This is a genomic window from Clostridium nitrophenolicum (assembly GCF_055391695.1).
Map to the genome: position 1 here is coordinate 1,401,710 of NZ_AP042469.1, position 13,839 is coordinate 1,415,548.

Sequence of the window (13,839 nt, forward strand, 5' to 3'; positions counted from 1 at the left end):
ATGAGGAGAATCTATTCGCATTAGTAAGATAGGAGAATTAATAAAAGGTTAATTTAGTTACTATAAGGAGGCATTTATGAAAATTATAAATAATTCTGATTCTGTAATTATAATATTACATGAAATATACGGAATTAACCAACATATGGAGATGGTTTGCAAGAGGTTTTCTATGGTAGGATATGATATTATTTGCCCAAACTTAATTGTTCAAAATCATCCTTTTAGTTACGACTTGGGAGAAAAAGCCTATCAATATTTTATGAATAACATCGGATTTGATTTAGCGGTAGAACAAGTAAAACAGCTAATAATACAAACAAAAAAAGAATATAGACAAGTTTTTTTATTAGGCTATAGTATAGGTGCAACAATTGCATGGCTATGTAGCAGTGATAATAATATGTGTGATGGTATCATAGGGTATTATGGTTCACGAATTAGAGATTACGTGAACATTACACCTAAATGCCCAGTATTACTGATTTTTGCAAACCAAGAAAAATCATTTAATGTAAAAGAATTAGTTGATTCTTTGAGAAAAAAGAATATTGATATTCATATATTAAGCGGAAAACACGGGTTTTGTGATCCGTTTTCTAAAAACTATTGTTCCCATTCTTCTGAAGAAGCAGGAATGTTAACAGATAACTTTTTTAAGAAGATAAAGTATGATTGTTAAATATACGGCTTATTATACATTCTTCTTAAAATCTGAATCAAAAATATCTTAAAGAGTGATTTAAACTTAATGTTTTGTGTACTAAAAAGGATTTCAGATACTATAAATTTAGAATGTAGTGTATATGGAATTCATCTAACAAAAAATTCCCGTCAGCTCAGATTGAAAAGACAGCCAAGCTACACCTGAGAAGCTAAGAAAAGAGCTTTCTAAGCTTCTCGATGTCGGGAATTAGGAACGTTAAGTGAAATGCCACCTTTACGAAAGGCTTTCTCCGCTTTGAAATTTTTATGATCAAGTTATAAAGGTAGAATTATGAAAAGTAAACATATATTACTTTGAAATAAGAGGATGTGAAGAGGTTATGAAAAAATCATTTATCATTATCTTAACAATAGGAGTTATAGTAATAACATCAATTTTAAGTTATATATACTATAAAAACTCAAAGGCTACTCAAACAACTAGAAAGATTATAACTACGAGAGAGAACTCAAAAACAAAATTATATGGGGTATTGAATGTACCAATGGAAAAAAACAATATGATTTGGTGCGGAACTCTACAATTAGCTTGGAATGAACTTAAAGATAATATAATAAAAGAGGATATAAAACTTATTGGAGAAGATAAATTATCTAATGAATTAAATAAAAAGTCTTTTGATAAAGAGTGCCTAAATGAAAAAGACTATATAGCCATGGTGGGCTACAATAGAGATGATATAGTGGAAAAGATAAATAAATCCTTAAAGGAAAAATTTAAGGAAGAGGGTAATTGGAAGGTTGAGACAACTTTGCAAAGACCAGATGATATCTTAGCATATAGTTTCTTAAAGAAGAATTTAGAATTTGAGTATGCCTTTGAGGATATAAAGGAAGGATTAGAATTCAATGGTATTAAGGTTAAATCCTTTGGAATATGTGAAATTAAAGATGAAGAAATTAAGAAAAAATTAGCTGAACAAGTTAAAATCTTATACTATGATAATAACGATAATTTTATAATATCTTTAAATGGTAAAACAGCAAATGATGAAATAATATTAGCAAAGATATCTCCAAAAGACACTTTAAACAATACATTAAATTATGCTTATGATTTAGTTAATAGTTGCAAAGAAATAAGATTTTCTTCTAGTGATATATTAAAAGTTCCTATGCTTGGATTTAGTATAAATAAAAACTTTAAGGAACTTGAAAATAAACCTATAGCTAATAAAGGGTTTGAGGAGTATAGATTAGCTTCAGCTACTCAGAGAATTGACTTTTCTTTAACAGAAAAAGGAGCACAACTAAAATCAAAGGCTGAAATTGCTTTATCAAAATCAGCTGCTTTACATGAAGCACCAAAAAAATTGATTTTTGATGAGCCATTCTTATTATATATGAAGGAAAAAGATAATAAAAAGCCCTACTTTGTAATGTGGGTTGACAACTCAGAAATTATGCTGAATAAGTAAGTTTTTATCTAAATAACAACTATTTTACACTCTTTATATTTTATGCATTAGATTTTTTATTCTAAAAAACTATTGATATTTTATAGGAAGAGATAAATTTAGAGGGGATAATTATCGTGAAAAACAAGGAATGGATTAAATACATTATTAAAATTAATGATATTTGTAAAAAGTATGATGACAATATAAAAAGAAAAGAAGCATCAGAAGACAGTATTGATATATTAAGGAGATGGGTATCTGAGCACGTCTCTAAAAATTTGTGGCTTGAGGATTACGAGGCATTTTTAAGAATTCAAAATGGCTTTGAATTTGATGGATTGATATTTTATGGAACTACAGACTATGAAAATAATCTAATAGATATGAATCAAACTTGGGATTGGCAAGGGGAGTTTTTTGAGCATAGGTATTTATTCTTAGGAGATGCAGATATTTCTTGGTATGTATATGATAATAAAGAATATATTTTTGCAGAGCTCGATAAGCCAAGTGGTGAATTGATTAAAACATTTATGGATTTTGACAACATGCTATTATTAGCTCTCCGGGCAAGGATACAGGAATAACTATATTGAAAAAAATTTAGGGGTAAAATTTACGCATATAGACAGCGAAAGACTTAAAACATCAAATAACAAGATGTTCAAGTTCGCTTTGCATGGGAAGACTGCAAAGCACATCCGCCAGCTAACCGAGTCGGAATTTAGAAAAACTAACATAGGAGCTATGTAAGCTTTTCTAAATTCCTGTACCGCTGGCAGACGTCTTGAACAAGAAACGTTAAGCGACAGTATTAATAGCTTTTTTAGCAGCAGGTGTTAGAAAAATTTTACGTTCTTTATTACCTTTACCGACTACAGATAAAATATCATTATTTACTTGGCCTATGTTTAAACTAGCTAACTCAGATAATCTTAATGCACAATTAAGAAAAATGGTTATTATACAATGATCTCTAGGAGAATTTCTACATTCAAGCAATAAGCGAACGGATTCTTCTAAGGTGAGATATTTAGGTATTCGCTTTGGTAATTTTGGAGTTTCTAATTCTTCAGCAATGTTGTTATCAATAAGATGTGCTTTAGTTTTAAGAGATTTCCAAAATTGACGTATTGAAACTATTTTTCTTGTACGAGTCCCAGCAGAAGCCTTTAAAGTTTTTTGACAATATGTAATAAAAGAATACATTTCGTTTAGAGTAATAGATTTTATAAATTCTAAATCTACTTGGGCAAAGTTGCTATCTATGATATTAATATCACGTAAGGTCATAACATACTTGAGAAACATAAGTAAATCTGTACGATACTCTAAAATAGTGTTTTCAGAGCGATTTTTTATTATAGAGAGATAACCTAAGCATTGTTCAACTAATGGACAAGTTTTATTTGATTGCATTATTAACACCTCGGTAAAATTGTTGACAAAATTACAGTAGTATAAACATGTCCTGTATTAAGAGGTGCTTATTAGGCTAATAATAGAAATCGATAAATTTGATTAGTAAAGTTTCTAAATTACCTGTTTTGGAATACATGCATTAAATTATGGTCAAACTATATAGTGAAATAGGACAAAGTGAACTGTGACAGTTATTAATTAGGGAGGCTTTTATCATGGCTAAAAGAGGGAGTAAGTACAAACTCCAAGATATTATACCACTACAAACTATCATAGATGCTGTTAATTCTAGTACAAATAATGTTCTTTTGGAAATCGGTAGAGCAGTTGCTCCAGGGGAATATGCAGTTAGATTTTATAATGATAGGGAACAACCCAGATTTTATAAGAATGAAGAACGGCTTCGATATACAGTACAAAAGGCAATCTTTATAAGTTCATTCAACCATTGGGAAGAAGTAATTGATATTCTTTGCAAAAATAATGCACTAGAGTTAGATGAGGATCAGTGCAGCTATCTTAATGAAAAATTATACGGTAGTATTTCTAAGAGATAGTTATTGACTAAGGTAGGAGATAGATTTATACATAAAAGAAAGTTAAGAATATATACATAATGTATAAGTTAATTATAAATTATGTCATAATTCAGGACACTTAATTAAAATTTTAATATTGACTCATATCTACACCGAATGAGTTTGTTATCTTTTTAAGATAGCAAATTAGTTCGCTTTAAGGATTTGTGAAAGGAGAAATCATGGAAGAAAATAAAACCACTTGCAAAACAATTGATGAATATATTTTGCAATTCTCTCCTGAAGTTCAAGAGATACTTAAAACATTAAGAAAAATTATAAAAGAAGCTGCACCTAAAGCAGAAGAGAAGATAAGTTGGCAAATGCCTACTTTTGTACTACATGGGAATTTGGTACATTTTGCAGCTCATAAAAATCATATAGGATTTTATCCAGCTCCTAGTGGAATTGATGCATTTAAAGATGAATTATTAGAATATAAAGGAGCAAAAGGATCAGTACAATTTCCTATAAAAAAGCCATTACCTTATGAATTAGTAAGTAAAATAGTTGCATTTAGAGTTGCTGAAAATATAAAAAATGCAGAAGAAAAATTAAAGAAGAAAAAATAATTCAATCTCATATCAAACTATCTATTAGGCTAATAATGGGTAGTCTAATAACTTGAAGTTTTCATTTATTATGATTTAGAAAGTGTCGCAATAGTAAATTAATGTAAAATAATTAGATTTGAGTTAATTAAGTTGAAGAAAGTCTTCCGCCAACTAAGAATATATCATTATTTAAAATTTTTTGTGGTAACTAAAAATATATAGAAAAAAGAAGTATCTTTTGATATACTCCTTTAAGAATCAAATAGCATATAATAATAGAAGGACTTATATCAACATTTTTTATTAGTGATATGAGTCCTTTTGATTGTATTACTTTATTCTTATCTTTTAATCAGGGGAAATGCGATAACATCTCTTATGGTATAAGAACCAGTAAGGAACATTATCATTCTATCAATGCCTATACCTAATCCCCCAGTTGGTGGCATTGCAGTATCAATAGCAACAGCGAATTCTTCATCCATTGGACTAGCTGTTTCAAGTCCCGCTCTTAGTTTTGACGCTTGCTCATGTAAAAGAATTCTTTGCTTTAATGGATCATTAAGTTCTGAATAAGCGTTCCCAAGTTCAACACCATAAGCATAAGGTTCAAATCTTTCAATCAAATCTGGGTTATCCCTATGGCTTTTACAAAGTGGAGAAGATTCTTTTGGAAAGTCTATAACGAAGGTTGGTTGAATTAGTTTCTTTTCAGAATACTCTTCAAATAAATTAACTATTAGTTCGCCCTTAGAGCATTTATCGATAACTAATCCTTCGCTTTGGCTTTCTAATAAGAGCTGATTATCTTTAATGCACTTAATAATTTCTTCTCTGGTAAGTGTCTCAACATCAATTCCTGTATCATTTTTTACAAGGTCACACATCTTTTCTCTCTTCCATGGAGCTTTAAAATCAATTTCTATGTCTCCATACTGAATCCTTGTTCTTCCATTAACTTTATTAAATACATATTCATATATATTCTCCATAAGTTTCATCATGTCATTATAGTCAGCGTAAGACATATAGCATTCAAACAAGCTAAATTCTGGATAATGTGTTCTGTCAATCCCCTCATTTCTAAAAGTTCTTGCAAAGGTATAAACTCTTTCAATTCCTCCCACTATAAGTCTTTTTAAATATAATTCTGGAGAAACATTCATATATACATTACAATCCAATGCGTTAACAAAGGTTGTAAATGGCTTCGCGTCTCCTCCGCCGTATTTAGTATCCAGAATAGGAGTATCTGCTTCAATAAAGTTTAAATTGTTTAAATATTCTCTGATAGCTGTTATGGCTTTTGAACGCTTGATAAATCGCTCTTTAACACCCTCATTCATTATCATATCTAATGAACGATGTCTTTGCCTTAAGTCAGCATCTTGAATACCGTGATATTTTTCTGGAAGTGTTCTAATAGACTTTGATAATAATTCAAATTGATTTACTCTAATAGTGATTTCACCTGTCTTGGTCTTAAATACAGTTCCGTCAACTCCAATAATATCTCCTACATCAATTAATTTTAAGATTTTATAACTTTCAACACCTAGTAGCTTCTTACTGAAGAATAGTTGTATACTTCCTTTTTCATCTATAATATTGGCAAATGTAGCATTTCCCATTCTTCTTATTAGCATGAATCTTCCTGCTAATGTGAATTCTTGTTCTTCTTTTATATTTTCAAAGTTATCACAAATATCCTTAGTATGCGTTATGTCTTTATAGCTATAAGGATATGGATTAACTCCCAATTTATAAAGCTCATTCAATTTTTTAATTCTTTCCACTACAAATTCATTTGAATCTGGCATTATTTTTTCTAAGTTTACTATACTTTCAAATTCCCTATACATTTTAGCTATACCACCTTTAAGTATTTATGATTTAATAGATTTTTAGATAAATAAAAAAAACCTTCACCTCCAAGATTTTAATCTTGAGGACGAAAGTTATATCTTCGTGGTACCACCTCAGTTTATCCATATGTCGCCATATAGACCTTTTCAAGTACATAATTAATTGTATACTCTATAACTTATAACGGGTTATACCGTCACAGCCTACCCCTAAAATTAGGCTCGGTGTGCAACTCTGAGACCTTCTTCAATAAAAAAATCCTTACTCATTCTCACCTTCTAGAGCTCTCTGTAAATTCATATGCTTATCTACTCTTCTCTTCATAGTCTTTAAAAGATTATAACATAAAAAAATTACAAATGTCCACACTTCCAATACTACCATTTGTATAAACAACTAATAATCATCATATACGATGGTTAATTCGTAATTTTCCCATTTAACGACTTAACTGTAAAAACTGAATACTTTACTGGAACATCGCACTATTCAAGTGGGAATTCTGGACTAGGAAGGCCGATTACAACCTCCTATTATTCGTAAAATTGGACTAAATATGTTCGTGCCAATTAGGCTAAGTGTGTCCTGAAAGAACGACTGTGCAAAGGAAAGAATAGCGTCACAGCCGGATGTGCTTTATAAGAGATGGAGGTGAGCCCTCCAGAACCGGCATACAGGTGCAGGTTTTAAACTACCATTGGGTGCTGCAACCAAAAGTTGTGGTGCTGAGCGCGTATGGAAAAGGCTGCGGTAGCAGTCAGGTGTGCATCGTGAAGCTGAACGAAAGTGAACAGCCCGTGAAGCGTCGTTAATTGGTTTATTGCAGTCAAAACCAGATGATTTAGCCACAACTGGGACAAAATCCGGTGGGTGCCTGTTTATTGATCGGATGGCTGTCGGCGTAAAGGCTGCAGGAGCACGATATAGGCTCTTATAAGGAACAGGAGAAAGCTGAACCTTGATGGCAAGCGAAAAATCCAAGCGCTGACACGACAAGGATGAAAGTAGTGATGCAAGGTTTAGTTGCGGAAGAATTCGTAGTAGTAATGAAACTGCTGTAATGACAGTGGAGCGAAGGGATTCTGTTATCTACACTTCGGAAAACAAACAACCAGAAATGGGAGGATTTGATGAAAGAAGGAAAGCCGTTTGAGATTTCAAAACATCAAGTAATGGAAGCGTATAAATGCGTAAAAGCAAATCATGGCGCAGCCGGCACTGATGGAGTAAACTTCACTAAATTTGAGAAAGATTTGAAAAACAACCTATACAAAGTTTGGAACAGAATGTCATCAGGATGCTATTTTCCCGACGCAGTCAGAGGAGTGGAGATCCCGAAAAAGGATGGCAAGAAAAGATTACTCGGAATTCCAACCATTAGCGACAGAGTTGCTCAGATGGTGGTGAGAATGAACTTTGAACCACAAGTGGAGCCAATATTCTGCGATGATTCGTATGGATACAGGCCGAATCGCTCTGCATTGGATGCAGTGGGTGCAGCTCGTGAGCGGTGCTGGAAAATGCCGTGGGTCATTGATTTTGACATCAAAGGGCTATTTGACAACATCGACCATGAACTGATGATGAAAGCAGTACGCAAACATACTGACAGCAAATGGGTAACTCTGTATATTGAAAGGTTTCTGAAAGCGCCAATTGCTATGCCAGACGGAACCGTTCAAGAGCGGAATGCCGGTACGCCACAAGGAGGGGTAATTAGTCCAGTACTAGCAAATCTGTTTATGCATTATGCATTCGATTGGTGGATGAAACGAAAGCATCCTCGGAATCCTTGGGAAAGATATGCAGATGATGCTGTAATTCATTGCTGGACTGAGGAAGAAGCAAAAGCCTTGCTGGTTGAGCTTAATGAACGTATGACAGAATGCAAATTGGAAGTACATCCAGGCAAAACGAAAATTGTATATTGTAAAAGTGATGTATATCCAGAGCACCATGAACACGAATCCTTTGACTTTCTTGGGTACACTTTTCATAGGCGCATTGTGAAGAGCAGACATGGAAACTTTTTCAATAGCTTTACACCGGCGGTCAGCAAAGGCGCAAGCCAGCATCTGCGAGACAGCATCAGAGAGATACGAAGAAAGCACAAAATTGCTTCACTCGAGGAGTTGGCTGAGCGGATGAATCCTGTTCTTAGAGGTTGGATGAATTACTTTTGCAAGTACAGTGCAAGTGAGGCAAGAAATGTTCTCAACTATGTAAATCTCACGCTAATCCAGTGTATCAGGTACAAATACAAATCGACAGGAAGAAAGCACTTGAAGTCTCATAAATTGCTTGGTCGCATTTGTAAGGAGCAACCAAATTTATTTTATCACTGGCAGATGGGGCTACGCCCGTCGGTTGGATAACAAGAGCCGAATGAAAGGAGACTTTCACGTTCGGTTCTGTGAGAAGCTCAGGGTGAAATTCCCTGGGTTTACTCGACTAATCGGAAGCAATATTTTGAGAGCAGAGTGGTTAAATGATAGATTAGTTTAGAATGTGATATGCTGAACCGTACCATAAGTAACGGAGGTTTTTTATATGTTTCCTCATACGCTGCACGTGGAGACAGTTGTTAGGGTAGAGAGGAAATAGGCTGATAGCAAAGGCTTTCAAGGTTTTTAAGTAAATATTGAAGTGTGTTTTATGTCCCCTCAAACTATGGTTTGAGGGCTATTTTTATTTAGGGGGTCTAACTTTTACGCAGAACTAAGGATATTTGCGTTAAGGTTTGGGTTTTGAGTAATTATATATAAAAATTATATGTGTGTCCAGTGTTTAAAATATGGGAGAAAATTTTGGAAGATTCATAAAAATGAGAGTAAAAAGAGAAAATTAGTGATTTTAAAATGCTAGATAGATGAACTTAGAATTATGAGTTGAAAATTTTATATGTAATGAATTGAGGCGAAAAAACGGAACTTATTGTTGCAACCAAACGTGTGCTCAAAAAACGGAAGTTGAGATTTCATTCAACGCATTTGAGATTTTTTCTATGAAATTGGTTGACAATTCCTGCAGGGCGGATTACAATTTTCCTAAAATTAATAGACAAAACATAAAATTTAAAATTCATTGAATATTGACAAAACGATTACATGATGTTAAGATTTGATTAACTAGTCAGTAGAAATATCTGACTACTATTTAATAAATATATCTATTAATAAATTTATCTAAAAGGGGGATAATATCATGAGCGGCTATAACGCAGTATTAGCGAGAAATACAGAAAATGCTCCAAAAAGTATCGGTCCATATTCACAAACTGTAGCTTTCTCTCATTACAATAATCTTTCAGCTCAATTACCTATCGAACCAAAAACTGGTAAATTGGTAGCTGGTGGTATAAAGGAGCAGGCTGAACAGTGCTTTAAAAATATCAAGGCAATTTTAGACAGCATTGATCATGTTATGAGCGATGTTGTTAGAATCACTGTATTCGTTAAGAATATCAAAGATATTGACGCTGTAGAGGAAGTTTATAAAACATTCTTCCCAACCTATGTTCCTACACGTACGACAGTCGCAGTTGCAGCTTTACCTATGGATGCTTTGGTGCAAATTGAAGCACTTGTTTCAAACGGTGAAGGTACAATTCCAAACGCACCACAAGCAGGTGACCTCATAAAGCTTACAAATAACACAGCAAATGCACCAACAAGTCCTCTATCTACACAAACTGTGTCTTTCTCTCATTACAATAATATTTCAGCTCAATTACCTATTGATCCAAAAACTGGTAGATTTGTAGTTGGCGGTGTAAAAGAGCAGGTTGGACAGTGCTTAAAAAATATCAAGGCAATTTTAGAAAGTATCGACGTTCCTTTTGACGATATTGTTAAAATTAATATCTTCCTTAAAAACCTCTCGGATATTGAAGCCGTAAACGAAGTTTATACAACATTTTTCCCAGACTCGGCTATCGCCAGAGCCGTAGCCTATGTCCCTGCACGCACAACTATTGCAGCTTCAGCTTTACCTATGGATGCTTTGGTACAAATTGAAGCAGTGGTGTCACACGGAGATGGTACACCTCCACAAGCTGTTGAAGACAGACATGGAATCGTCATAAAGGCAAACAACACTGAAAATGCACCAAAGTGTTCTCTATCTACACAAACTGTAGCGTTTTCTCATTACAATCACATTTCAGCTCAATTACCCTTGGACCCAAAAACTGGTAAAATGGTAGCTGGTGGTGTAAAAGAGCAGGCTGGACAGTGCTTAAAAAATATCAAGGCAATTTTAGAAAGTATCGACCACGCTATGGACGATGTGGTTAAAGTAAATATCTTCCTTAAAAATATCGCAGATATTGATGCTGTAGACGAAGCTTACAAAACATTCTTCCCAGGCGGTGTTCCTGCACGAAGAACAGTTGGCGTATCAGCTTTACCTAAAGATGCTTTAATCCAAATTGATGCAGTTGTATCAAACGCTGAAGGAACAGCTCCAAAAGCATAACAGGCATTTGTTTGTAAATACAGGAACTATCAAAATTACTTGTTAATGCCGACGGTGAATGCGAAATCGCATATCCTAATCATAAAAAGGGGCTGTCTCAAATGAAAATTGAGACAGCTTCCGTTTTTTAACAGCGCAGATGAAAAAGCATCGAGATTTTAGCCGATTATGGCAGAAATCTTGATGCTTTTTTAGTTTCCGGGCATAACAAAAAAAACTGGGTTAGCCTGCGAATCTATGCGATTGAATTTTTATAGAGGGTGACACCTAAACTTTGAGTTTGGATACTTTTGTGAAGTTCGTTAATGATAGTAATTGTGAGGTAATAGTTTGCTGTTATAGTATTTAGATTTTAAAAAGTCTACGTTATAACCGTTACGGTGAACCGTATCATACGTAATGTGAGGCTTTTTAGTAGAATTGAACTTCACATTATCCATATAATTGAACAAAATGTAGTAATTCTCATTAGGCTAATAATCGGAAGTTGAAATAAAGAATATGTTCTTCATATAGGGTGGAAATGAGGCTCGCCTCCATCATGAAATCCACGAACCGCCTGTAGGTGGCTTAAACAGCTGCTTACAGGCGGTTGTGTTTTTTGGTTGGTGAGGGTAGCACCACCAGCTATATTAAATCAGTGAAATTATTTAAAAATTAGCTTTACACTGTCTATTTATTGTTGGTTTTACATAATGAGCAGTTGTCTCGCAATTTACATTTGTTTTTCAGCTTTTAATAACACAATATCCTTTAAAGCCTCAAGAGGTGCTGACATCCACTTGTTTGCATGATATATCATTTTAGCATGTATTAAAATATTATCGGTTTCTACTGGGAGCATCACAAGCTCACCATTTTTAATTTCCTTATCAACAGCTATTCTTGGTAAAAAGCTTATACCTAGCCCCTCTTTAACGCACTGTTTTATGGTTTCTATGCTATCAAGTTCCATAATAGAATCCACTTTCACGTTTTGCTTTTGAAATCTTTTTTTCAATTCCATGCTGTAACCACTTTCAGACTCAATAAGAATAAAGGATTGGTTTTCCAATTCACTCATAGTAATTTTCTTAGAATTAGAAAAAGGATGGTCTGGTGTTGCAACAAAAACAGTGGAATCATCAAAAATATCAATTTGAAAAAGATCTTTTCTTTTAGATTCATCATGAAGACTAAATGCAACATCAATAATATTTTTCTCCAGTAGTTCACGGAATTCAAGACAATCTGCCATCTTCAGTGTTATCCGAACTTTAGGGTGAATTTTGCTATATTCTTTAAGTAGTGGTGGAAGCCAAAAGGCACATAAAGTTTCTGCAGCTCCTATTCTTAAGTTGCCCTGAACTTTTTCACCTTTATTGAATAATTCATGTATTTCTTCAGCATTTTGAATCATTTTTTGTGCCGGAGAAATTAACCTTTTCCCTTCTTCATTTAAAAATACTTTTTTGCCAAGTCGTTCAAAAAGCTTTACACCAAGCTCTTGTTCCAAATTTCTTATATGATCTGAAACAGTGGACTGAGAATAATTAAGTTCTTCAGCGGCTGCTCTAAAATTCAGCAATCTTGTTAATACAATAAATGTTTGAAGCTGTTTAATATCCAAAAAAACACCACCAATCGTAAAAAACGATTAAATCAATTAAAATAATCGACTTATCAACATATGTTTTTTATGATACACTAGTATAAAATCAAATTCAAGTTAATTTTTCATAGGATAGTAAAAAGAAGAATAAAATCAATTCATGCAAAAAAACTAATAAAAAGAAAGGAAGTGAATTTTAGTGGGATTATAGTACCTATAATGTAACCTCACTAAAGATAATTTATGGATAGCAATTATATTAAAAATTTAACTTATTCATTAGGTGCTGATGTATGTGGGATCGGAAGTATAGATAGATTTAATGATGCTCCAAAAGGCTTTCATCCTCTAGATATTTATCCTGAAGCAAAGTCAGTTATATCAATTGGAAAGCATTTTTCAGCAAGCTTGTTTGATGCAAATACTAAAGCACCTTATACATTTGTAAGAAATAAAATATTTCAACTATTAGACGATATTTCTATTAAGCTTTCTTTTTATATTGAATCACAAGGTTACAAGGCAATTCCCATTCCAACAGATGAACCTTATGAATATTGGGATTCTGAAAATAAACATGGTAGAGGAATATTATCACTAAAACATGCAGCTCAAGCATGTGGTATGGGCTGCATTGGTAAAAATACCTTATTAATAAATCAAAAATATGGTAATAGACTTTATCTTGGAGCAGTAATTACAAATAAAGAATTAACTTCAGATGCTTTAGCACACAACTTATGTATTGAAAGGTGTAATATTTGTCTAAAATCATGCCCTCAATCTGCATTAGATGGTATTACAATAAATCAAAAAAGATGTAGACAAGTATGCGGTACCTCAACACCTGGTGGAGGAACTATATATTCGTGTTACACTTGTAGAAAAGTATGTCCATTCTCAAAAATATAATTAATTATTCTTAGTTCTTTGCTACTGAATAAAAGAATAGCAACACTATTTAAAATATGCAGGGATGGTACAAGAGACAACTAGTTGACGGAAAATGAAATAATGAGTTTAAGTAGTGGGTTTTAAAGGTCACGCTTTGCCTCCACCAGTTAAATCCACAACAAGCTAAAAGTCTTACTCTATGCGGCTTTTGTTATACATGTAGGATACTATCTTGTTGTGTAATGCATGGTGTTTTATTGGGCTGGCATGGATGCATAGAATTTACTGATTCCTAGTCTGATATAAAGAACAAATTTAAGAAAATAACAATC

At 33.2% G+C, this 13,839-nt stretch carries 11 protein-coding genes and 1 other annotated feature; of the genes, 8 read left to right on the forward strand and 3 right to left on the reverse strand.

Going from position 1 to position 13,839, the window contains the following annotated elements; all coding sequences use genetic code 11:
- Window positions 1-76: 76 nt before the first annotated feature.
- From ACZ5N4_RS06495 to ACZ5N4_RS06505, 3 genes are all read left to right on the forward strand, one after another.
- Entirely contained in the window at window positions 77-682 is a 606-nt protein-coding gene (locus ACZ5N4_RS06495; RefSeq protein ID WP_464208233.1) for a dienelactone hydrolase family protein, read from the forward strand.
- 364 nt (window positions 683-1,046) lie between these two features.
- A complete protein-coding gene (locus tag ACZ5N4_RS06500) occupies window positions 1,047-2,144 on the forward strand; it encodes a hypothetical protein (protein WP_464208235.1) in 1,098 nt (365 codons plus the stop codon).
- A 116-nt stretch (window positions 2,145-2,260) separates the two neighbouring features.
- On the forward strand, window positions 2,261-2,713 hold the full coding sequence (locus tag ACZ5N4_RS06505) for a YrhA family protein (RefSeq protein ID WP_464208237.1): 453 nt from the start codon (window positions 2,261-2,263) through the stop codon (window positions 2,711-2,713).
- A gap of 214 nt (window positions 2,714-2,927) precedes the next feature.
- Here the strand turns inward: ACZ5N4_RS06505 and ACZ5N4_RS06510 are convergent, their stop codons facing one another.
- Window positions 2,928-3,545: a site-specific integrase gene (locus ACZ5N4_RS06510; protein ID WP_464208239.1), complete on the reverse strand. Its 618-nt coding sequence runs from the start codon at window positions 3,543-3,545 to the stop codon at window positions 2,928-2,930.
- Between the two features lie 218 nt (window positions 3,546-3,763).
- Here ACZ5N4_RS06510 and ACZ5N4_RS06515 point away from each other — a divergent pair, with 218 nt between their 5' ends.
- Window positions 3,764-4,105, forward strand: coding sequence for a hypothetical protein (locus tag ACZ5N4_RS06515; protein WP_464208241.1), 342 nt, complete (start codon window positions 3,764-3,766; stop codon window positions 4,103-4,105).
- Window positions 4,106-4,308: 203 nt separating this feature from the next.
- On the forward strand, window positions 4,309-4,698 hold the full coding sequence (locus ACZ5N4_RS06520; protein ID WP_464208243.1) for an iron chaperone: 390 nt from the start codon (window positions 4,309-4,311) through the stop codon (window positions 4,696-4,698).
- Window positions 4,699-5,021: 323 nt separating this feature from the next.
- Here the strand turns inward: ACZ5N4_RS06520 and lysS are convergent, their stop codons facing one another.
- Window positions 5,022-6,542, reverse strand: a complete 1,521-nt coding sequence (lysS, locus tag ACZ5N4_RS06525; protein ID WP_464208245.1) for a lysine--tRNA ligase — start codon at window positions 6,540-6,542, stop codon at window positions 5,022-5,024.
- Between the two features lie 82 nt (window positions 6,543-6,624).
- Window positions 6,625-6,879: a binding site (T-box leader), on the reverse strand.
- A 797-nt stretch (window positions 6,880-7,676) separates the two neighbouring features.
- On the opposite strand from lysS, the gene ltrA reads away from it, so the two are divergent.
- Together ltrA and ACZ5N4_RS06535 are read left to right on the forward strand one after the other, a co-directional pair.
- Complete coding sequence (gene ltrA, locus ACZ5N4_RS06530) at window positions 7,677-8,921, forward strand: group II intron reverse transcriptase/maturase (RefSeq protein WP_464208247.1); 1,245 nt, start codon at window positions 7,677-7,679, stop codon at window positions 8,919-8,921.
- Between the two features lie 829 nt (window positions 8,922-9,750).
- Window positions 9,751-11,022: a RidA family protein gene (locus tag ACZ5N4_RS06535; RefSeq protein WP_464208248.1), complete on the forward strand. Its 1,272-nt coding sequence runs from the start codon at window positions 9,751-9,753 to the stop codon at window positions 11,020-11,022.
- Window positions 11,023-11,737: 715 nt separating this feature from the next.
- Here ACZ5N4_RS06535 and ACZ5N4_RS06540 read toward each other — a convergent pair.
- Window positions 11,738-12,631 (reverse strand): LysR family transcriptional regulator, encoded by an 894-nt coding sequence (locus ACZ5N4_RS06540; protein WP_464208249.1) that lies wholly within the window; start codon window positions 12,629-12,631, stop codon window positions 11,738-11,740.
- Window positions 12,632-12,856: 225 nt separating this feature from the next.
- Here ACZ5N4_RS06540 and ACZ5N4_RS06545 point away from each other — a divergent pair, with 225 nt between their 5' ends.
- Window positions 12,857-13,525 carry a 4Fe-4S binding protein gene (locus ACZ5N4_RS06545; protein ID WP_464208251.1) on the forward strand — a complete coding sequence of 223 codons (669 nt, stop codon included), beginning with the start codon at window positions 12,857-12,859 and terminating at the stop codon, window positions 13,523-13,525.
- Window positions 13,526-13,839 lie beyond the last annotated feature (314 nt).